The sequence below is a fragment of the Allobosea sp. 05T422_2 genome (genome assembly GCF_056396265.1).
In genome coordinates, this window is record NZ_JBFTLD010000002.1 from 54,017 (window position 1) to 74,554 (window position 20,538).

Consider the following 20,538-nt stretch of genomic DNA (forward strand, 5'->3'; position numbering starts at 1 on the left):
GACTGTGATCGCATCGGTCTTCCCGGTTTCGGGCCGATACCTGACCGGGCGGTCGCTTACGCCTCGTGCAGCCGGCGGTAGATGCCGTCGGCCTTGACCAGGTCGGCATGGCTGCCCTGCTCGGCGATCCCGGTCGAATCCACCACCACGATCCGGTCGGCATCGCGGATGGTCGCGAGACGATGCGCGATCATCAGCGTGGTGCGGCCCTGCGACAGATCCGCAAGCGATTGCTGAATGGCGCGCTCGGTTTGCGTGTCCAGCGCCGAGGTCGCCTCGTCCAGGATCAGGATCGGCGGATTCCTCAGGAAGATGCGAGCGATGGCGAGGCGCTGCTTCTGCCCGCCCGAAAGCTTGACCCCGCGTTCGCCGATGATGGTGTCGAGCCCGTCGGGCATCGCCGCGATGACCTCGTCGAGCCGCGCGCGCCGCGCGGCCTCGACGATCTCGGCCTCGCTCGCCTCGAGCCGGCCATAGGCGATGTTCTCGCGCATCGTGCCGGCGAAGAGGAAGACATCCTGCTGCACGATGCCGATCTGCCCGCGCAGCGAGGCCAGCGTCATGTCGCGGATATCGATGCCGTCGATGGTGATGCTTCCGCCGCTGACTTCGTAGAAGCGCGGCAGCAGGGAGCAGATCGTCGTCTTGCCGGCCCCGGACGGGCCGACGAACGCGATCGTTTCGCCCGGCTTGATATGCAGGTCGTGCCGCTGAGCACGGGGCGGCCGGTCTGATATGCGAACGAAACGCCCGCATAGCGGATTTCGCCCGAGAGTCTCGGCGCAGTCACCGCATTCGGTCGGTCGGCGATATCAGGCTCGGTGTCGAGGAACTCGGTATAGCGCCGGAAGCCGGCAATGCCCTTCGGATAGGTCTCGATCACCGAATTGATCTTCTCGATCGGTCGGAAGAACACGGCGATGAGCAGCAGGAATCCGACGAAACCGCCCTGGCTCAGGCTGCCGGTGATGACGAGATAGCTGCCGGCGACCATCACCACCATCTGGGTCAGCCGCATGCTGAGATAGCTCAGCGAGATGGTAGCCGCCATGATGCGGTAGGCATCGAGCTTGGTCTGGCGGTAGTTCTGGTTGTCACGGGCGAAGAGCCGCCGCTCGTGCTCCTCGTTGGCGAAGGCCTGGACGACGCGGATGCCGCCGACATTCTCCTCGATTCGCGCGTTGAAGCTGCCGACCCGCCCGAAGAGCTGCTGCCAGTTATGCGTCATGCGCCCGCCATAGCGGCCGGTCAGCCAGCCGGTCAGCGGCACGATCGCGGCAGTGACGAGCGCAAGCTCGGGGCTGACCATGAACATCAGCACGAAGGCGCCGAACAGGGTCATCATCGCGATGAACAGGTCTTCGGGCCCGTGATGCGCGACCTCTCCGATCTCCTCGAGGTCCTTGGTGAGGCGGGCCACGAGATGGCCGGTCTTCTGGTTGTCGAAAAAGCTGAAGGAGAGCTTCTGCAGATGGTCGAACGCCTTCCGCCGCATCTCGGTCTCGATATTGATGCCGAGCATGTGGCCCCAATAGGTCACGATCGCCATCAGCCCGCTATTGAGCAGGTAGATCACCAGCAGTGCGGCGGCGCAGGCGAGGATCAATCCCCAGTTCTGGCCGGGCAGCAGCCAGTCGATGAAGAACTTCACCGCGATCGGGAAGGCGAGCTCCAGCAGGCCCGACAGCACTGCGCAGGAAAAATCCAGCAGGAAGAGGCCGCGATGCGGTGCGTAATAGGCGAAGAAACGGCGAAGCATGATGACGATGTCTTTTCAAATCCGGATCGCGCACGATTATCCGCGGGTCCAGAGGCCGGAACGGGGCCGGCCCCTTCTATAGGCTCTGGCGTGCCGGAGCGGAATGCCGGCGATGCATGGCCGGGCACTGATCACTCATCGCCAAGCCGGGGCCCGGAGCTCCGCCGCACTCCAGATGGGCCACGTCAGCGATTGTAACGCACCGGCACCGCGAGCGAGATCGTGCCGCCCCCGCCGACGCCGGCAGGAGGCGCCGGGACGGGGCTTGCCCTGCGGATCATGCTGACGGCCTCCTCATCGAGCGTGGCATCGCCGGAGCTACCGGCGAGTCGCGCGGACAGGACACGCCCGCCCCGATCGATCGAGAAGGCAATCTGCACCGTGCCGGGACGCGCGCCGCCCGGGAAGCGCTTGTAGCGATTGAGATGGGCGATCAGCATGCCGCGCCATGACGCCGTCGAGGCGGAGGGCGATGCAGCGGAACCGGTTGGCGCGGAGGAAGGAGCAGCGGCGGGCGCGGCCGAGGCGGGGGGCGCGGCGGCTTCCTTGGCCCGTGGCTTCTCGCGCTCGACCGGCTTGCGGCGCTCCACGATGCGTGGCTTGGGCGGCGTCGGCTTGCGTTCGACGACCTTCGGCTTCTCGGGGGCAGGCGGAGGCGGGGGAGCGAGCACGGCTGCAGCATCGGGCAGCTGCGGCAGTTCGGGCAGCTTGATCTCAGGCTCGGGCAGATGGACCGGCTCGGGTATCACCTCGGGTTCCGGAGGCGGCTCTGGCTCCTTGACCGGCTCGGGAACAGGCTCCGGGGTTGGTGGGGGCGGCTCGGCCTCGGTCGCCTGGGGGGCAAGGGGCAGGTCGGCAGCGGGGGCCTCGGGCGCAACGGAAACCGCCGCAAGCTCGATCATCACGGCAGGCTCGGGCGCRCCGGCCGCAGCCTCTCCCGGCCGCCAGCTCAAGGCCAGCCAGGCAATACCGCCATGCGCCGCCACCACGACGAGCCCAGCCGAACTCCAGCGCAATAGCGCCGGCCAGAGGCGTCGTGATGCGCTGCCATCGAGAGACCCGGTCTTCATGGCTTCACACCCGCGACCGGCGCGGCCGCCTGGCCCGTATCCTCGAGCCCGACCAGCGCGATCTTCAGATAGCCGGCATTGCGCAGGAGGTTCATCACATCCATCAGCTCGCGATAGGCGACAGTCCCGTCGGCGCGCAGGAAGACTCTCTGCTCACGGTCGCTGCTGGTTTGCCGGTCGAGGACACTCTGCAGCGCTTCGCGCGGGACGGGGTCGTTGCCGAGCGCGAGCGAGAGATCGCCCTTCACGGTAAGGAAGACGGGCTTCTCGGGCCGCGGCTGCGGCTGCGCGTTGGAGACGGGCAGATCGACGGCGACATCGACGGTGGAGAGCGGGGCTGCGACCATGAAGATGATCAGCAGCACGAGAATCACGTCGATGAAGGGTGTGACGTTGATCTCGGAGACCTCAGCCAGATCGCCGTCCTGCGGATCCTTGAGCGAAACGGCCATCGTTCACTCCGCCGACATCAGCGGCGGCACCGCATGCAGCGAGCGGCCGGGACGCTGCGCCGCACGCCGCGCACGCTCAAGGTCGCGCGAGAGGTGGCGCAGGACGTCGCCCGAGGCGTCCGACAGCACGGCGCGGTAGCCTGCGATCGAGCGCGAGAAGACATTGTAGATGATGACGGCGGGGATCGCCGCGACGAGGCCGATCGCAGTCGCCAGCAGGGCTTCGGCGATGCCGGGCGCGACCACGGCGAGATTGGTGGTCTTCGACTGCGAGATGCCGATGAAGGAGTTCATGATGCCCCAGACAGTGCCGAACAGGCCGACAAAGGGGGCGGTCGAACCAATCGTCGCGAGCAGGCCGGTGCCCTTCGCCATATCCCGGCCGGCACGCGCCTCGCGCCGTGACAACGCGATCGCAACGCGCTCCTTGATGCCGTCATCCGAGAGATCAGCCGAACGGCGGACTTCATCGCGAGCGGCCTGAACCAGCTCGGCGACGACGCTGCGTCGTGCATGGCCGGCAGAGATCCTCTCGGCGGCGATCTCGAGGCTGTCCGCCTCGTCCAGCCGGCGTGCGGCCAGCCGCGCCCTGGTCTTGGCAGCCATCAGCTCCAGGCTCTTGGCGAGCCAGATCGTCCAGGTCACCAGCGATGCGAAGGCAAGCCCGAGCATCACCGCCTTAACGACGATGTCCGCCGCCATGAACATGCCCCAGGGCGAAAGGTCATGAGGAAGCGCAGCAGCGGCGACCGGGGCGGGAGCTTGCGGTGCCGGCAGTTGCTGGGAAACAGCCGTCTGTTCATGGGCGCCGCTCGGGCTTGCGGCCATGTTCGGCGCCGGCGTCGCAGGCGCGGTCGTCGCGGCTGGGGGGGGCGCCGGCTGCTGGGTGGTCGGCGCGCTTGCTGGCGCCTGCGCGAAGCTTGTTCCGATTGCGGGGCCAATTGTGAGGGACAGTGCCAACAGCAGGCTGCCCGCTGCGCTGCGTTTTGCCCGACCAGCGAGGGTGGTCGTGGCTGTACTGCGGCGGGGCTCGTCCTGGGCACTCATACCGGTTGGCTCTCTGCTGTCAGAATGGTGGGCGGTTCATTTCAAGAGGGTAGGCAATAGTTGTACTATTAATTTAGAAAAAATCTAATCTATGAATACTTCTATGGGCGCGTTACTGGCCACTAACAACGCGAATGTCAAAGATAAAGATTGTGGTTGTGCCGAGTTGTAACGATTGTTTGGGCGGTTCGCGGTCAGGGGCGCCGCAGCCCGGCGTAACACTTTATCGCGTCGCCGCTGCCGACCGGTCGTTCGTTCGCCCATGCCGATGATGTCTGCTCAGGTATTCGCAGGATGGCGTTGTCTCCGGCCGCRAGTCGAAGAATGGTCATCCGGTCGCACCCCGTGATGCCGTCTGCCGGATGACCTGATCTCGATGCCGAGCCTGCCTTCGCCCTTGCCGGTGCCCTCGACGGGGCGCGGACTCGGCCTCATCCTCACCCTCGGCGTGACACAGGTCGCCGGCTATGGCTGCCTCTACTATACCTTCGCGGTGCTGGCCCGGAATATGACCGCAAGCTTCGGATGGGCTCCTGAATGGACCTATGCCGGGTTCGCCGCGAGCCTTCTTGCCGGCGGTGTCGTTGCTCCCGCCGTCGGCCGGCAGGTGGACCGTCGAGGAGCACGGCTGGTGATGACGATCGGTTCGGCCCTTGCCGGGTTGGCACTGCTGGCGCTCGCCGAGGCACGCGGCGGCCCGAGCTATTTCGCGGCGATGATTGCCCTTGGCATGATTTCGACCATGGTCTTCTACGACGCCGCCTTTGCGGCACTGACGCAGTCGCGCGGTGCCGGTGCGCGGCGCTCGATCAGCCAGCTCACTCTGATCGGTGGCTTTGCCTTGACGATCTTCTGGCCCCTGACGACGGCGCTGCTCGCGCAGTTCGACTGGCGCGAGATCTACCGGTTCTACGGCCTGCTACAGCTGGGGCTCTGCGTGCCCTTGCATCTCCTTGGGCTGCCAGGGCGTGTCAAACGGGCCGCAGAGCGCGGGCATGCCGCGAGCGTTCCGGCGTTGCTCCATGCCGATTATCTCGAAGGCGAGGCGCGCCGGCTCGCCTTTGTACTGCTCGCTCTCGCCTTCTCGCTGCAGGGCTTCGTCGTTTCAGCCATGTCGGTGCATCTGCTGAGCATATTGCAGGGGCTAGGCCTGAGCGCTGCAGTCGCGGTCGGCATCGGTGCCATGGTCGGCCCTGCCCAGGTCGCCGGGCGGCTGGCGGAGATGCTGTTCGGCGCTTCTCTCTCGCCGATGACCACGGCATGGGTTTCGGCGGCGATGATGCCGCTCGGTTTCGTCCTGCTGATGACGGGCCAGACGACCGCAGTGCTCGCCGGTCTCTTTGCGATCGCCTACGGGATCAGCGTCGGACTGAGTTCGATCGTGCGTGGAACCGTGCCGCTCCAGCTTTTCGGCCCGGCGGGATACGGCGCGATGCTTGGCAAGCTCTCGGCGCCGGGGCTGGTGGTCAAGGCGGCGGCGCCGCTTGTCTGTGCGGTCTTGATCGAGCGGGCTGGCCTGATGCCAACGGCGGGGCTCATGGTGTTGCTGTCCTTGCTTGCCACCGGGGCCTTGTTCGTGCTCGCGCGCAAGGTCTCCTGACCTGAAGGGATCAGATCCGTCGTGCGCGCCACCATGAACGGACGGCGTCGCGCGTGCGCAGCATGAAGGCATGGATCGGACTGCGCCTCACCCAGTMCAGCGTGCGCGCACGCAAATCGGTGATGACAGCCATTCCGCGCGCGAACCAGCTGATGGTGAGGAGCTTCTTTCGGCCGGCATTGTAGATGCGCTCGACGATCACGAAGCTCGCCAGATACGCCAGCCCGAGCATGATCAGGCCGCTGATCACATGGCCGCGCGCGATCACGATGAGGCTGACGAGCTTGAGAGGCTCGACGACCGCGAACGGCGCTGCCAGCAGCGCCAGGATCGCAAAGCGCGGCATGCGGGCGATCGCCGCCTCGGCGCGTGCCACGAACCGCCGTTCCGACAGCCAGCGAATGGCCGGGCGGTAGAGCGGGCGCGCGAGCTCGTCGAACAGGATCAGGAACGAGATCAGGCCTCGTAGCGGCAGCGCAGCAACGCGGCCGATGGCGGCTGCCAGACGATGGAGAGGTGACGATGCCATCGATCCTTCCTTGCCGCCCGCGTGATGCAACAGCAAGCAGAAATGCCGCGCCTCCCAGCCGCGGATGGCTGGAAACCCGCTGTCATCATCCCTGGCGTCGGTTCCGTCGCCAGGGATGTCGCAACGATTGAGACGACCCGGGCGTTGATCGCCCCGATCGCGGCGACCTCAGTCGGTGAAGACGACCGTCTTCTTGCCGTTCAGAACGACGCGGTCCTCGAGATGATGCAGCACGGCGCGCGCCAGCACCCGCCGCTCGATATCGCGGCCCTTGCGCACCAGCGCGTCGGGCGTATCGCGATGCGAGATGCGCTCGACATCCTGCTCGATGATCGGACCCTCATCGAGATCGGGCGTCACGTAATGGGCGGTCGCGCCGATCAGCTTCACGCCGCGCTCATGCGCCTGATGGTAGGGCTTGGCGCCCTTGAAACCGGGCAGGAAGGAATGATGGATATTGATGCAGCGACCAAGCAGCTTGGCCGAGAGCCCGTCCGACAGGACCTGCATATAGCGCGCAAGCACGACGAGATCGGTCCGGGCCTCCTGTACGAGCTGCCAGATCTGGGCCTCCTGCTCCATCTTGGTCTGTCGGGTGATCGGCAAATGATGGAAGGGCAGGTCACCGATATCGGTCGAGGCGATGCTGTCGCGACCGTGGTTAGAGATGATGCCGGCGATCTCCATCGGCAGCTCGCCGATGCGCCAGCGATAGAGCAGGTCGGCGAGGCAGTGGTCGAATTTTGAGACCAGCAGCATCACGCGCTTCCGCACATGCTGCTCGCGCAGCGTGAAATCCATGGCGAAGCGCCGGGACAGTTTCCCGAAGGCTTCCGTGATCTCGGCGTGCGACCTGCTCTCGGCGAGGCGCTCGAAGACGACGCGCATGAAGAAGCGGCCCGTTTCGGTGTCGTCGAACTGCTGTGCGTCTCGGATGTTGCAGCCGGCCTCGAACAGCAGCGTCGAGACGGCGGCGACGATGCCGGGACGGTCGGGGCAGGAAAGGGTGAGGATCGAAATGCGGTCGGACATGGCTGATGCCGCCCTTCGAGGGGCGGCCCTTCGCTGGGACAATGGGACGGGTTTCGGGTTGGAGGGCGCGCGACGCGCTGCGCTCAACCTCGTCCCGTTGCCGTCACCCTGCAGCCGAACTCCGCCGCGGAGGCGGAAAGCCAGGACCAGAAACTGCCTGCCATGCTGCGTGCGACCATGATCTCGAAAACGGCGTCACCGGATTCCGGATCGTCAGTGATCCGCCAGAGATGCACACCCATATAAGCGATGCTTGTCAAGGCGGCGGCACCGGCGGGGAAGACGGAAGGGTGCAGATCGAGCATGCAGCCCTTCGCCAACGTCTCGCGCAGCTTCGGTCCGGAAAGCCGCAGCGCAGCCCGCCCGTCGGACTGGTCGGAGACGGCCGCGAGCGGCGCGAGATCGCGCAGCAGCTCATCGAAACCGTTCCGATCCGTCGCGATCAGATGCCACTGATCCGGGCCGGCCCAGACCAGACTGTGGCTCGTGCTGGAGACGATGCGCGGCGTCACCGGCAGGCCGAGCCCGGTGCGGCGCTGGAGCGCCTGCGTGAGCACCTCATCCCGACCCTCCCCAGCAATCAGGCTGGCGATGCCGAGGCCGTCGCGCGCCTCGATCGTGATGCCGGGCTGCCCGGCGGCACCAAAGGCGCCCGAGGCCAGAATGCCGGCCCAGGAGCCGCGTGGCGTCCAGGCAGTTGTCACGGCGTCAGCCATGGAGGCGCGCTCCTTCGGGATCGACGAAGACCGGATTGCAGATTTCGAGGACGATATCGCCGTTGCGCACCGGGTCGACGGCGCGGATGCGTTCGCCGATGCGTTTCGGGCCATTCTTCAAGAAGCCGAGGCCGATCCAGTGCTTCAGCACCGGGGAATAGGCGACCGAGGTCATGTAGCCCTCGTCATGCTCCATCGCCGCAGGCTTGCCGAGGCCGATGAAATGCGCGCCGGCTCGCAGTCGTTGCCCGATTTCCACCGGCCTGAAGCCGACCAGGGCGGGACGATCCGGTTCGATCAGGGCTTCGCGCCTTGCCATGACGCGACCGACAAAGTCCTTCTTGGCGGACATCATCCGGCCCAGGCCAAGATCGCGGGCCGTGGTCTGGCCGTTGAGCTCGTTGCCTGCGACATGGCCCTTCTCGATGCGCATCACACCGAGCGCCTCGGTGCCATAGGGCGTGATACCGTACGGCGCCCCTGCCGACATAAGGGCACGCATCATTGCATCGCCATGATCGGCCGGGACGGCGAGCTCATAGGCGAGCTCGCCCGAGAAGGAGATCCGGAACAGCCGCGCCGGGATGCTGCCACCGACCGTGACGCTGCGCGCCGCGAGATAGGGGCAAGCTTCGTTCGAGAGATCGTGTTGCGCATCGACGACGCCGCGCAGAACATCGCGGGCCTTCGGTCCCGCAACCGCGGCCTGCGCCCACTGCTCCGAGACTGAGACCATGCGGACATCGAGCGTCGGCCAGAGCACCTGATGGCAGAATTCGAGATGCTGCATCACCTTGGCGGCGTTCGCCGTGGTGGTCGTCATCAGGAAATGCGTCTCKGCCAAGCGCGAGGTCGTGCCGTCATCCATGACGAAACCGTCTTCGCGCAGCATCAGTCCATAGCGCGCCTTGCCTACGGGCAAGGCCTTCCAGCCATTGATATAGACCCGCTCCAGGAACTCGGCGGCATCATCGCCCTGGATGTCGATCTTGCCGAGGGTCGAGACGTCGCAGATGCCGACGCCATTGCGCACGGCGAGCACCTCGCGATTGACGGTGGTCAGCCAGTGGTCCTCACCTGCTTTCGGATAATACTGCCCGCGCAGCCAAAGCCCGGTCTCGACGAAGACGGCKCCCTGGTCCTTCGACCATTGATGGGTGGGCGCCAGCCGCATCGGCCGGAAATCCGGGCCGCGATGGTGTCCGGCAAGCGCACCGATGGCGACCGGCGTATAGGGCGGCCGGAAGATCGTCGTCCCCGTCTCGGGAATGGTCTTGCCCGTTTGCTCGGCCATGATCGCGAGGCCGGAGATATTCGAGGTCTTGCCCTGGTCGGTCGCCATCCCGAGCGTGGTGTAACGCTTCAGGTGTTCGACCGGTCGGAACCCCTCGCGCGCCGCCAGCTCGACATCGGTATCGGTCACGTCGTTCTGGAAATCGACGAAAGCCTTACCCTTGCCGCCCTTGACCCGCCAGAGCGGAGAAACCGAGACCGCTTCAGGATCGGTCTTCGCTGCGGAGGCCAGCGGCTTCGCCGCGAAACCGCAATCGGCCGCAGCTTCGCTGCCGAGGCGGGCGCCGTCCGCCAGTGCCTGCGCCAGGCTGAAATGCCCGGCAGCGCTGCCGGCGGCGCTGAGCCCGGCCGGCATCGTGCCCGGCACGAAGGCTTGGATCGCCTCGTCCCAGATCGGCCGCGTGTTCTGATGCGAGGTCAGGTGCAGCGTCGGGTTCCAGCCATTCGAGACGGCAAGCAGATCGCAGGCAAGGCTTGTCTCGCGGCCGGACGCGTCGCGGATCGTGACCTGCTTGAGGGCCTTGCCGCCGGAGGCGCGGCTGACCGCGCTGCCGGCGAAGACGCGCGCGCCGATCGCGTTTCCGAGTGCGACCAATGCCGAACCCACCTGCGGACGCGGATCGACGATCGCTACGACCTTCGCGCCGGCAGCGGCCAGATCACGGGCCGTGGCCCAGCCATCGTCGCCGGCCGTGAAGACCACCGCCTCGCGCCCGGGCAGTACGGCGTAGCGATTGAGATAGGTCCGCACCGCACCTGCCAGCATGACGCCGGGGGTGTCGTTGCCGGCAAAGACGACAGGCCGTTCGATCGCGCCAGCCGCCAGCACCGCGCGTTTGGCGCTGATGCGCCAGGAGCGCTGACGTGGCTGATACGCGGCTGGCACCGGCAGATGGTCGCAGACGCGTTCGACAGCGCCGTAGATGCCGTGATCATAGACGCCAAACACTGTCGTGCGTGTCATGATCCGGACATCGGGAAGGCTGGCGAGTTCCGCCAGCGCGTCGGCGACCCATTCGGAGCCGGCGCGGGCGTCGATCTCGCGCTTGTCGGCGATCAGCCGGCCGCCCGGTCGAAAATCCTCATCGCACAGGATGACGCGGGCGCCGCTGCGGCCGGCCGCCAGCGCGGCAGAGATCCCGGCCGGCCCACCGCCAATGACGAGGACGTCGCAAAAGGCGAACGCTTTCTCGTAATGGTCGGGATCGTCCTCCATGGCGGCGCGGCCAAGGCCGGCGGCGCGGCGGATCAGCGGCTCGTAGAGTTTTTCCCAGAAGGCCGCCGGCCACATGAAGGTCTTGTAGTAGAAGCCCGCGGTCAGCGCCGGCGCGAGCAGCGAGTTGATCGACAGGATGTCGAAATCGAGCGACGGCCAGCGGTTCTGGCTCTGCGCCTCGAGCCCGTCATAGAGCTCGGCCACGGTCGCTCGCGTATTGGGCTCGCGGCGCGCGCCGGCGCGCAGTTCGACGAGTGCATTCGGCTCCTCTGGACCTGCCGAAAGGATGCCGCGGGGCCGGTGGTACTTGAAGGATCGGCCGACGAGGCGCACGCCATTGGCCAGAAGGGCGGCAGCAAGGGTGTCGCCGGCATAGCCCTGATGGGAACGGCCGTCGAAGCGGAAGCTGACGACGTTCGCCCTGTCGATCAGGCCGCCATCGCCGCGGCGGAAGGGCTGCTTCGCGCTCATGCCCTATCTCCCGTGGCGCGCGCCCTGGCCGTCTCGACGGTCTCGATGGCGTGGGTCCTCGTGTCGCGCGTCACGACCAGCCAGGCATGGCAGCCGGCGCCGTGATACCAGAGCTCGCGATGCCGCCCGGCCGGGTTGTCGCGCTGATAGACATAATCGTGCATCGCCGCTTCCGTCGTTGCCATTCCCTCGGGGCGCTGCGGATTGGCGTCACCGAGATAGGTGAATTCCTGGACGTCGCGGGCGCCGCAATGGGGACAGGTAATGCGCATGGAGAAAGGTTCCTGAGCCGGCTCAGTGCAGGTTCGGCTGGGCGCCAGCGCCCTTTTCGTCGATGAGGCGGCCCGTCGCGAAGCGGTCGAGCCGATAGGCGGTCGCGACCTCATGGGGCTCGTCGCGGGCGATCAGGTGGGCGAAACACCAGCCGGAGGCCGGCGTCGCCTTGAACCCGCCATAGCACCAGCCGGCATTGAGATAGAGGCCCTGGACCGGGGTGTGGTCGATGATCGGCGAGCCGTCCATCGACATGTCCATGATGCCGCCCCAGTGACGCAGCATGCGGATGCGGCCAAGGCCCGGCCATAAGGCCATGGCCGATTCCATCACGTCCTCGATCACCGGCAGGTTGCCGCRCTGGGCGTAGGAATTGTAGCCATCGATATCGCCGCCGAAGACGAGCCCGCCCTTGTCTGATTGGCTGATGTAGAAATGCCCGGCGCCATAGGTGACGACGTTGTCGATCAGCGGTTTCACGCCCTCGGAGACGAAGGCCTGCAGCACGTGGCTTTCGATTGGCAACCGCATCCCGGCCATCCCGGCGAGCCGCGAGGAGTTGCCGGCGACCGCAAGTGCGACCTTCCTGGCCCTGATCGCGCCACGCGTCGTCTCGACGCCGGTGATGCGGCCGCCTTCGATCGTCAGTCCGGTGACTTCGCAATTCTGCACGATATCGACACCGCGCTGGTCGGCGGCACGGGCGTAGCCCCAGGCGACGGCATCATGCCGGACGGAGCCGCCACGGCGCTGCAGAAGACCGCCCTGGATCGGGAAGCGGCCATCCCGGTAGTTCAGGAAGGGCGCCATGGCACGGACCTGCTCGCGGTCGAGCAACTCGGCATCGACACCGGCAAGCCGCATGGCATTGCCGCGCCTGGCATAGGCGTCGCGCTGGGGGTCGGAATGGTAGAGGTTCAGCACGCCGCGCTGGCTGACCATCGCGTTGTAGTTGATGTCCTGCTCCAGCCCCTCCCAGAGCTTCAGCGACCATTCGTAGAACGGGGTATTGCCGGGCAGCAGATAGTTGGAGCGGATGATCGTGGTATTCCGCCCGACATTGCCGGAGCCGATATAGCCCTTCTCGATCACCGCGACATTGGTGATGCAGTGCTGGCTCGCGAGGTAATAGGCCGTTGCCAGCCCATGGCCGCCGCCGCCGATGACCAGGACGTCGTATTCCGCCTTCGGCGCAGCATCGCGCCAGGCCGGGGTCCAGCCACGGTGACCCTTGAGTGTCTGTGCGGCGAGGGAGAAAATCGAATAGCGCATCGGGGCACCCGGGACGTCTATGCCGGACAGGAATTCGCGCCGGGCTTGTCATCCTGAGATTGACGAACATAGTCTGACGGACATGACTATCAGCGACGCGATCTTGACCAGTAACGACAGGCGTGAAGAAGAGGCGCCGACCCATGTCGGCTTCCTGCTGATTCCGGATTTTGCGCTGCTGGCCTATGCAACGGCGATCGAGCCGCTGCGCGCCGCCAACCGGCTCTCGGGGCGGGACCTGTATCGTTGGAGCCACGTCTCGATCGACGGATCACCGGCGCCTGCCTCCAATGGCGTCCGCATCCAGCCTGATTTCGCTGTCGGCGATGACGCCCGTCTCGACTACGTCTTCGTCTGCGCTGGCGGAAACCCTGCCGCCTTCCAGCACCAGCCCACCTTCGCCTGGCTCAGGCAGCTGGCGCGCCGCGGGGTGAAGCTCGGAGGTATCTCGGGCGGACCCTATATCCTGGCGCGCGCCAATGTGCTGACGGGCTACCGCTTCACCATTCACTGGGAACATGCGCCAGCCTTCATCGAGGACTATCCGGAGCTCGATCTGCGGCGTTCGCTCTACGAGATCGACCGTGACCGCCTGACATCGAGCGGCGGCACAGCCCCGCTCGATATGATGCATGCCGTCATCGCACGCGAGCATGGCAGCGAACTGGCTCTCGCCGTCAGCGAGTGGTTCCTTCAGACCCATGTACGCGAAGGCGAGGGGCCGCAGCGCATGCCGCTGCGCGAGCGGCTCGGCGTCAGCCATGCGCCGCTTCTACGGGTTGTCGGGCGCATGGAGCAGAATCTCGAAACGCCGCTTTCGCGCGGCGAACTCGCGCGTACGGCCGGCGTCTCGCTGCGCCAGTTGGAACGGCTGTTCCGCTTGCATCTCGGGCGTTCGCTCGGAGAGCACTATCTCGGCCTCAGGCTGGAGCGGGCCCGCCATCTCCTGCGCCAGACCAGCCTGTCGGTGCTGGAGGTCGCACTCGCTTGCGGCTTTTCGAGCGCGAGCCATTTTTCTCGCGCCTATCGCGCCCGCTTCAATCACCCGCCGCGCGGCGAACGTGTCCCTTACCGAACGGCGGTTTGACGCTGAGCGTCAAGAAACCGTCGCATGACGACAATTCGAAATGGGGATAGGTCGAAACTCTAGGCCCCAACAGAACAACGGGGACCGGTTGCCATGAAACGTACCTTCACGCTCGCGCTCGCCTGCGCCGCGATGCTCGCCGCGATGCCGGCATTCGCGCAGGACTCGCTCGCCAAGATCAAGGAAAAGGGTGTCCTCACCGTCGGCGTGAAGAACGACTACAAGCCATGGGGCTTCCTTGAGCCGTCCGGCAAGATCGTCGGGMTCGAGATCGATCTCGCACAGGCGGTCGCCGACAAGATCGGTGTCAAGCTGGAAATGCTCCCGGTCATCGCCGCCAACCGCATGGAATTCCTCAAGCAGGGCCGTATCGACATGGTCCTGGCGACGATGGGCGACACGCCTGAGCGCCGCAAGGTCGTCGGCATGGTCGAGCCGAATTACTATGCCAGCGCCACCAATGTGCTGGCTCCCAAGAGCGCCAATCTGAAGAAATGGGAAGATCTGAAGGGGCGCAAGGTCTGCGGCGTCCAGGGAGCTTATTATAACCGCCGCGTCTCGCAGCTCTATGCGCCTGAACTCGTGGTTTTCCCCTCGCTGCCGGATGCGCTGAATGCTCTGCAGGGCAATAACTGCGTCGCCTTCCTGTTCGACGACACGCTGATCGTCTCGACGTTGGCCGCGGGCGATCCGAAATGGGCGAATTACGAAATGCCGCTGGCTTCGGAAGATCCGCAGCTCTGGGCGATCGGCATTCGCCTCGAGGACATGGACGGTCCCTTCGGCAAGCTGGTCAAGGATATGTCGGTCGACTGGCACAAGAGCGGCAAGCTGCTCGAACTCGAGACCAAATGGGGCATCAAGCAGAGCCCCTATCTGATCGAGACCAACAAGAAGCTGAAGTCAGCTTCGTAACGCGGTCGCGCTCGATCGGCTGCGTTGATGCAGCCTCAGACACGTCATCCCGGGTTTGACCCGGGATCCATCGCCGCGCGGTGCGAGGGATCCCGGCATTCCGCGTCCTGGCATCTCGGATGACGATAGGCCTTCGGCTGAAACGGTGCTGCGGCATGAGCAGGTTTTCTTGATCGCGTCCTTCTTCCAGTGGCTGAACGATACGCAGGGGCTGAATTTCTCGGTCTTCTACGATGCGTTCGACCGTTCACGCTTCCTGACCGGGTTGTGGACCACGACCTATATCTGCGTGGTCTCGATCATCGCATCGATGGCGCTAGGCCTGATCGGTGTCTGGCTCGCCGGCGGCAATTCGCGCTCCGGTCGACTCGTGGTGCGCGTCTATGTGCAGTTCTTCCGCAATACGCCGCCGCTGGTGCAGCTCTCCTTCTTCTACTTCGCCGTGGCGAGCCTGTTGCCGACGGTGAGCGATGGTTTTGGCGGCCAGTCGCCGCTGGTCTCCGGGACCGGCTGGGCGATCATCGCATTCTCGCTCTTCGCCGGCGCCTTCAACGTCGAGATCTTTCGCGCCGGCATCGAGGCCGTGCCATCGACGACGGTCGAAGCGGCCGAGTCGCTCGGCTATACCCGTCTGCAGCTCTATCTCCATGTCGTGCTGCCGCTCGCCTTCCGCATTTGCCTGCCGGCGCTGAACAACAACCTGATCAATCTCGTGAAGACCACGACGCTGGCCTATGCCATCGGCGTGCCGGAGCTGCTCTATGCGGCCTCGCAGATCTGGTCCGAGGTGTTCAACGTCCGGGAGATGATGAACGTTCTGCTCGTCACCTATGTCGTGCTGGTGGCGGTGCTGGTCTGGATCATGGGCCGCTGGGAGCGGTCGATGCGCATTCCGGGATATTCGACATGAGGTCCGGCTCAACCGATCTGCCGGTGCTCAAGCCGTACCGCGCCCCTGCGCCGATCGCCCCCTCGGGTTTCGCCGCGCCGATGATGTTGGGCGGCGGCACGCTGACTGTCTTCGTCATCCTGTTCGGCGCTTCGCTGGCTCTTGCGCAGGTCACGGCGCGTCCGGCTGGCGAAGGTGCGGCCACCGTGCTGCTGCGCTGGGCGCCGCTTATCTTCCAGGGTTTCCTGTTCAATATCCTGATCAGCTTCCTCTCGATGGCGCTCGGCACCGTCGTCGGTGTGCTCGTCGGCATCGCGCAGGTCTCGCTGGTCGCGCCGGTCCGCAAGACCGCCTGGGGCGTAACGCAGTTCTTCCGCAACGCGCCCTGGCTGGTGCTGCTGTTCTACGCGATGTTCCTGTTGCCCTTCGAATTTCAGCTGTTCGGCATCACGATCGCCTTCCCAGCCTGGGTGAAGGCGGTCATCGGACTTGCGCTGCCGGTCGCGGCCAATGTCTCCGAGATCGTGCGCGGCGGTATCAAGTCGATTCCCGCCGGCCAGTGGGAATCCGCCGATGCGCTCGCCTTCACGCGGGCGCAGACGATGTGGATGATCATCCTGCCGMAGGCCTTCAAGCGGATGCTCCCACCCTGGATGAACCTCTATGCGATCCTGACCATGGCGACGACATTGATTTCGGTGGTCGGCATCCAGGACGCGCTCTCCGTCACCCGCGCGGCGCTGATCGCCGAGAGCCGGCCGGAATTGATGATCCCGATGTATCTGCTGCTGCTCCTGATGTTCTTCGCCTATTGCTACCCGATCGCGCGGGCGACGCTGGCGCTGGAGCGGCGCTTCAACGTGAAAGCTTGAGCCATGGCGAGCCGTCATCAACTGGGCGAGCCCGTCGTCGTAGTCGAGGGGGTCGAGAAATCCTTCGGCAGCTTTTCCGTCCTCAGGGATGTCAGCCTGACTGTCCGGCGTGGCGAGACCGTCTGCATCATCGGCCCGTCCGGTTCAGGCAAGTCGACGCTGCTGCGCTGTATCAATGGGCTGGTGCCGATCAGCAAGGGCTCGATCAGGCTCGCCGGTCGCGAGGTGAACGATGCGAAGCTCGACAAGCTGGCGCTGCGTCGCGACGTCGGCATTGTCTTCCAGCAATACAACCTCTTTCCTCACAAGACCGCGCTTCAGAACGTGATGATGGCGCCGATCCATGTGCTGAAGCAGGACAAGGTCGAAGTCGAGGAGCGGGCGCGCAAGCTTCTCGCCAAGGTCGGCCTTTCGCAGAAGCTCGCGACCTATCCCGGCGAGCTTTCGGGCGGTCAGCAGCAGCGGGTCGCGATTGCGCGGTCGCTGGCGATGAACCCGAAGGTGATGCTGTTCGACGAGGTCACCGCCGCGCTCGATCCCGAAACCAAGAAGGAGGTGCTGGTGACGATCCAGGACCTCGCCGCAGAAGGGATGACATGCATCCTCGTCACCCATGAAATGGGCTTCGCGCGTGAGGTGGCCGATCATATCTATTTCACCGATGGCGGCCTGATCGTGGAACATGGTTCGCCGGCGGATGTGTTCGGCAATCCACGCGAAGAGCGCACGAAGGGGTTTCTGGACAAGGTATTGTAGCAAGCCGTCGTCAGTCCGGCTCTTCCCCGCGTCTCGATCCGACGGTTTCCGCGTGCCTGCCATGCAGTGGCAGGGCCTATGTCGTCTGCGGATGCCTCTCTAACACTAGCGAGGAAGCGAGGGAGAAATCATGCTGGACTGGACACGGGCCGAGGCGGAAGCAGCCGCTATCACGAAGAGCTGGGCCGATCAGGCAGGGCCAGGTGGTGCGGTCGTCATCTTCGATGCGGAGCGACGGCTTGAGGCCTGTGCCGGCGGTTTCGCCAATCTGGAACAACAGACGCCCTTCACGGCGGATACGCCCAATCGTCTGGCCTCGATCAGCAAGCATTTCATGGCGGCGACGCTGCTGCTGGAAGGCATATCGCTCGACGCACCACTCGGCAGCCTGCTGGATGGTTTGCCTGCCGCCATAGCCGCCGTGCCTCTCGGCCGCGCACTTGACATGACCGGCGCCCTGCCGGACATGATGGAGACCCTGTGGCAGCTCGGCGTGCCCTACACCACGAGCCTCAGCGCGCCTGAGATTCACGGTTTCGCTCAGCGCCTGCCGGGCATCAATGCCGTGCCCGGCCAGGAGATGGCCTATTCCAATACCGGCTGGCGCCTGGCGCAGTCGGTGCTGCCGGCCCAGCGCAGCATCACCTATCGCGAAGCCCTGCGGCTGCGCCTGTTCGGGCCTCTCGCCCTGCCCTTCGTCTTCCCGGAGGATGAGAGCGAGATCGTGCCGGATCTCGCAACTGGCTACTGGCATGATGGCGTCAACTGGCGGCGTGGACGCTACGGCTTCCAGTTCTCTGCCTCAGGCGGGCTTGTCGGCAGCGCATCGGCGCTGGCGATCTGGGCGTCCGATCTGATGGCCGGGCGCGGGCCGCTCGCCGGCCTGTTCGAGAAACTCACCGCGCCGCGCCAGTTCGCGGATGGTCGCGAGAGCGGCTACCGCCTCGGCCTGGTCAGCACTCCGCTTCTCGGTACCACGGTGATCGGCCATGGCGGATCACTCACGGGCTACCGCAACCACTTCCTGATGGCGCCCGAGCATGGTGTCGGCGTCGTCGTGCTGAGCAATCGTGAGGAGGAGGCGCTCTGGCCGGCGTTGCGTGTGCTTGCGGCACTTCTGGGCGAAGCGCTGCCCGAGGCACCGAAGGCTGGGCCGACCGGCCTCTATGTCGGAGAGGAAGGGTCCTTCTGGGCCGAGCTCGCTGGAGACTCGATCGGCGTCATGGGCGGGCATGAGCGTCTCGTCGTCGGCGAGAACGGCAGGTTGAGAAGCCTGCCTTCCTATCTCGACATCGAGCTCCGCACGCTCGGCGAAGACGAGATTCGGGCGCGGATCGGCGGTGTCGAGCGTCGTCTTCTGCGCGTTCCGGCCGCCACGCCGCTCGACCCGCGCCTTGTCGGCCGCTGGCGCGAGCGCAGCTTCGGCGTCGAGATCACGGTTGAAGCGGACGGCACGGCCCAATGGCCCTGGGCCGAGCCGGTCGGCATGACCACCCGGCTGACCCCCTTGCCGGGAGGCCGCGCGCTCGCCGATCTTGTTCATGGTCCCTGGCGGCACCGGCCTTGCTTGTGGCTGCAGCCGGACGGCTCCCTGCGCGTCGACAGCCATCGGGCGCGTGTCCTGCTATTCGATCGTGTCGACGACGTTGGAGGTACCCGATGATCCGTTCCCGCCTTGCCGGATTGTTGCTTTGCGCCGCGTCGCTGACGCTCGGTCTCGAGGCACAGGCCCAGCCGGCTCCGAGCCGCACCTTGCGTGTCGCGCCGCATGCGGATCTCAAGACGCTCGATCCCGTTGCCGCTTCGATCGTCATCACCCGCATGCATGGGCTGATGATCTACGAGACGCTGTTCGCCTGGGATTCAAAGCTGCAGCCGCACCCGCAAATGGTCGAGAGCTTCTCGACTGCTCCCGACAAGCTGTCCTGGAGTTTCACGCTGCGGCCCGGCCTCAAGTTCCATGACGGCCAGCCGGTCACGACCCGCGACGTCATCGCTTCGCTTAAGCGCTGGATGGCGCGCGACACGATCGGCGGCAAGCTCGGCGAGTATACGGAAGGGTTGGAGACGGTCGACGACCGGACCTTCACGCTAAAGCTGAAGCGGCCGATGGCACTCGTGCCTTTCGCACTCGGCTCGGCGGTCGGCCAGATCCCTGTGATCATGCGCGAGAGCGATGCCAAGAGCGATCCGATGAAGCCGGTCACAGAAGCGATCGGCAGCGGCCCTTTCCGCTTCAACCGGGCGGAATGGCGCAGCGGCGCGCGCGTCGTCTACGATCGCAACCCCGATTATGTGCCGCGCTCGGAACCGGCCGACGGTCTGGCGGGAGGCCGCGTCGTCAAGCTCGACCGCGTCGAATGGATCATCATGCCGGACGCCGCGACGGCGGCCGCTGCGATCCAGACCGGCGAGATCGATATCTGGGAGCAGCCGAGCCAGGACCTGATCTCGACCATCGCCAAGACCCGCGACGTCAAGGTCGAACGCTACTCGAACCTCGCCAACCAGGTGATGCTGCGGCCGAACCACCTCTATCCGCCGTTCAACAATCCCAAGGCCAGGCTCGCCCTGGCCTATGCCACGGACCAGGCCGATTTCCTCGCCGCCGGGTTCGGGGACGAGGAGTGGTGGAAGCGCTGCAATGCCTATTTCGTCTGTGGTGGGCCAAACGGAACCGAAATCGGCTCCGAAGCCTATGCCAAGCCCGATCTTGCAACCGCGAAGAAGCTGCTCGCCGAGAGCGGCTACAAGGGCGAGAAGCTGGTGCTGAGCACTTCGAACGACATCGCCCCGATCGGTCGCATGGCCGAGGTCGCGGCGCAGTCGCTCAAGGAGGTCGGCTTCAATGTCGATGTCCAGTTTGCCGATTGGGGCACCGTCACCACCCGCCAGCAGAATCGCGGCACCGTGGATCAGGGCGGCTGGAACCTGTTCGTCACCTATGCGTCGGGCGCGACCATGCAGTCGCCGATGACCAATATCGGCACCAATATGGGCTGCGAGAAGGCGTGGGCGGGCTGGCCCTGCGATGCCGAGGCCGAACGGCTGCGTGGCGCTGTCGTCGATGCTCCGGACGAGGCAAGCGGCAAGCTCGCGATCGAAGCGTTGCATCGCCGACTCACGGAAGTGCAGCCGTACCGTGTGCTCGGTCAGTTCGACCAGCCCTACGCCCGCCGCAGCACTATTTCAGGCGTGCTCGCCGCACCGGTTATGCTGTTCTGGAACATCGAGAAGAAGTAAGCAGCCAGCACTGACGGCTGCGGTCGATGCGCGGTCCGGGGCGAGG

At 65.5% G+C, this 20,538-nt stretch carries 17 protein-coding genes and 1 pseudogene; 8 read left to right on the forward strand and 10 right to left on the reverse strand.

The features are described from left to right. Positions 1–56 precede the first annotated feature (56 nt). The 4 genes and pseudogenes from AC1DJT_RS00835 to exbB form a co-directional block, all read right to left on the reverse strand. Positions 57–1,759 (reverse strand): annotated as a pseudogene (locus AC1DJT_RS00835) (ABC transporter ATP-binding protein). Positions 1,760–1,944: 185 nt separating this feature from the next. Continuing rightward, entirely contained in the window at positions 1,945–2,829 is an 885-nt protein-coding gene (locus AC1DJT_RS00840) for an energy transducer TonB family protein (RefSeq protein WP_441507509.1), read from the reverse strand. After that, a complete protein-coding gene (gene exbD, locus AC1DJT_RS00845; RefSeq protein ID WP_441490341.1) occupies positions 2,826–3,281 on the reverse strand; it encodes a TonB system transport protein ExbD in 456 nt (151 codons plus the stop codon). Before exbD ends, AC1DJT_RS00840 begins: the two co-directional genes overlap by 4 nt. 3 nt (positions 3,282–3,284) lie before the next feature. Further along, on the reverse strand, positions 3,285–4,328 hold the full coding sequence (exbB, locus tag AC1DJT_RS00850) for a tonB-system energizer ExbB (protein ID WP_476776619.1): 1,044 nt from the start codon (positions 4,326–4,328) through the stop codon (positions 3,285–3,287). Between the two features lie 376 nt (positions 4,329–4,704). Between exbB and AC1DJT_RS00855 the strand changes: the two genes are divergently transcribed. After that, positions 4,705–5,928 carry an MFS transporter gene (locus tag AC1DJT_RS00855; RefSeq protein WP_441507511.1) on the forward strand — a complete coding sequence of 408 codons (1,224 nt, stop codon included), beginning with the start codon at positions 4,705–4,707 and terminating at the stop codon, positions 5,926–5,928. A 10-nt stretch (positions 5,929–5,938) separates the two neighbouring features. Here the strand turns inward: AC1DJT_RS00855 and AC1DJT_RS00860 are convergent, their stop codons facing one another. The 6 genes from AC1DJT_RS00860 to AC1DJT_RS00885 all read right to left on the reverse strand — a co-directional run bounded on the left by AC1DJT_RS00860 (position 5,939) and on the right by AC1DJT_RS00885 (position 12,730). Next, a complete protein-coding gene (locus AC1DJT_RS00860) occupies positions 5,939–6,457 on the reverse strand; it encodes a hypothetical protein (RefSeq protein ID WP_476833345.1) in 519 nt (172 codons plus the stop codon). A gap of 168 nt (positions 6,458–6,625) precedes the next feature. After that, positions 6,626–7,489: a formyltetrahydrofolate deformylase gene (gene purU / locus AC1DJT_RS00865; protein ID WP_441507513.1), complete on the reverse strand. Its 864-nt coding sequence runs from the start codon at positions 7,487–7,489 to the stop codon at positions 6,626–6,628. 83 nt (positions 7,490–7,572) lie between these two features. Beyond that, positions 7,573–8,205 (reverse strand): sarcosine oxidase subunit gamma, encoded by a 633-nt coding sequence (locus tag AC1DJT_RS00870; RefSeq protein ID WP_441507514.1) that lies wholly within the window; start codon positions 8,203–8,205, stop codon positions 7,573–7,575. Beyond that, positions 8,198–11,185, reverse strand: coding sequence for a sarcosine oxidase subunit alpha family protein (locus tag AC1DJT_RS00875; RefSeq protein WP_476833346.1), 2,988 nt, complete (start codon positions 11,183–11,185; stop codon positions 8,198–8,200). Before AC1DJT_RS00875 ends, AC1DJT_RS00870 begins: the two co-directional genes overlap by 8 nt. Next, positions 11,182–11,457, reverse strand: a complete 276-nt coding sequence (locus AC1DJT_RS00880) for a sarcosine oxidase subunit delta (RefSeq protein ID WP_441507516.1) — start codon at positions 11,455–11,457, stop codon at positions 11,182–11,184. The genes AC1DJT_RS00875 and AC1DJT_RS00880 overlap by 4 nt, the downstream gene beginning before the upstream one ends. Before the next feature lie 22 nt (positions 11,458–11,479). Then, positions 11,480–12,730 carry a sarcosine oxidase subunit beta family protein gene (locus tag AC1DJT_RS00885; protein ID WP_476833347.1) on the reverse strand — a complete coding sequence of 417 codons (1,251 nt, stop codon included), beginning with the start codon at positions 12,728–12,730 and terminating at the stop codon, positions 11,480–11,482. An 82-nt stretch (positions 12,731–12,812) separates the two neighbouring features. On the opposite strand from AC1DJT_RS00885, the gene AC1DJT_RS00890 reads away from it, so the two are divergent. The 7 genes from AC1DJT_RS00890 to AC1DJT_RS00920 all read left to right on the forward strand — a co-directional run bounded on the left by AC1DJT_RS00890 (position 12,813) and on the right by AC1DJT_RS00920 (position 20,492). Next, positions 12,813–13,817 carry a GlxA family transcriptional regulator gene (locus tag AC1DJT_RS00890; protein WP_441507518.1) on the forward strand — a complete coding sequence of 335 codons (1,005 nt, stop codon included), beginning with the start codon at positions 12,813–12,815 and terminating at the stop codon, positions 13,815–13,817. A 93-nt stretch (positions 13,818–13,910) separates the two neighbouring features. Beyond that, complete coding sequence (locus AC1DJT_RS00895; protein ID WP_476833348.1) at positions 13,911–14,732, forward strand: transporter substrate-binding domain-containing protein; 822 nt, start codon at positions 13,911–13,913, stop codon at positions 14,730–14,732. 169 nt (positions 14,733–14,901) lie between these two features. Further along, positions 14,902–15,642 carry an amino acid ABC transporter permease gene (locus AC1DJT_RS00900; protein ID WP_441507519.1) on the forward strand — a complete coding sequence of 247 codons (741 nt, stop codon included), beginning with the start codon at positions 14,902–14,904 and terminating at the stop codon, positions 15,640–15,642. Continuing rightward, positions 15,639–16,493 (forward strand): amino acid ABC transporter permease, encoded by an 855-nt coding sequence (locus AC1DJT_RS00905; RefSeq protein ID WP_476833349.1) that lies wholly within the window; start codon positions 15,639–15,641, stop codon positions 16,491–16,493. Before AC1DJT_RS00900 ends, AC1DJT_RS00905 begins: the two co-directional genes overlap by 4 nt. Positions 16,494–16,496: 3 nt before the next feature. Next, the gene (locus AC1DJT_RS00910; protein ID WP_441507521.1) at positions 16,497–17,249 is read left to right on the forward strand and encodes an amino acid ABC transporter ATP-binding protein; all 753 of its coding nucleotides are present in this window, start codon (positions 16,497–16,499) and stop codon (positions 17,247–17,249) included. A 130-nt stretch (positions 17,250–17,379) separates the two neighbouring features. Beyond that, on the forward strand, positions 17,380–18,912 hold the full coding sequence (locus tag AC1DJT_RS00915) for a serine hydrolase domain-containing protein (protein WP_441507522.1): 1,533 nt from the start codon (positions 17,380–17,382) through the stop codon (positions 18,910–18,912). After that, on the forward strand, positions 18,909–20,492 hold the full coding sequence (locus AC1DJT_RS00920; protein WP_441507523.1) for an ABC transporter substrate-binding protein: 1,584 nt from the start codon (positions 18,909–18,911) through the stop codon (positions 20,490–20,492). Before AC1DJT_RS00915 ends, AC1DJT_RS00920 begins: the two co-directional genes overlap by 4 nt. Positions 20,493–20,538: the final 46 nt, after the last annotated feature.

What these genes read in the sequence shown, in the direction of transcription:
- exbD (WP_441490341.1), bottom strand. Translation starts at nt 3,281, where the DNA reads ATGGCCGTTTCGCTCAAGGATCCGCAGGACGGCGATCTGGCTGAGGTC.
- exbB (WP_476776619.1), bottom strand. Translation starts at nt 4,328, where the DNA reads ATGAGTGCCCAGGACGAGCCCCGCCGCAGTACAGCCACGACCACCCTC.
- AC1DJT_RS00855 (WP_441507511.1), top strand. Translation starts at nt 4,705, where the DNA reads ATGCCGAGCCTGCCTTCGCCCTTGCCGGTGCCCTCGACGGGGCGCGGA.
- purU (WP_441507513.1), bottom strand. Translation starts at nt 7,489, where the DNA reads ATGTCCGACCGCATTTCGATCCTCACCCTTTCCTGCCCCGACCGTCCC.
- AC1DJT_RS00870 (WP_441507514.1), bottom strand. Translation starts at nt 8,205, where the DNA reads ATGGCTGACGCCGTGACAACTGCCTGGACGCCACGCGGCTCCTGGGCC.
- AC1DJT_RS00880 (WP_441507516.1), bottom strand. Translation starts at nt 11,457, where the DNA reads ATGCGCATTACCTGTCCCCATTGCGGCGCCCGCGACGTCCAGGAATTC.
- AC1DJT_RS00890 (WP_441507518.1), top strand. Translation starts at nt 12,813, where the DNA reads ATGACTATCAGCGACGCGATCTTGACCAGTAACGACAGGCGTGAAGAA.
- AC1DJT_RS00910 (WP_441507521.1), top strand. Translation starts at nt 16,497, where the DNA reads ATGGCGAGCCGTCATCAACTGGGCGAGCCCGTCGTCGTAGTCGAGGGG.
- AC1DJT_RS00915 (WP_441507522.1), top strand. Translation starts at nt 17,380, where the DNA reads ATGCTGGACTGGACACGGGCCGAGGCGGAAGCAGCCGCTATCACGAAG.
- AC1DJT_RS00920 (WP_441507523.1), top strand. Translation starts at nt 18,909, where the DNA reads ATGATCCGTTCCCGCCTTGCCGGATTGTTGCTTTGCGCCGCGTCGCTG.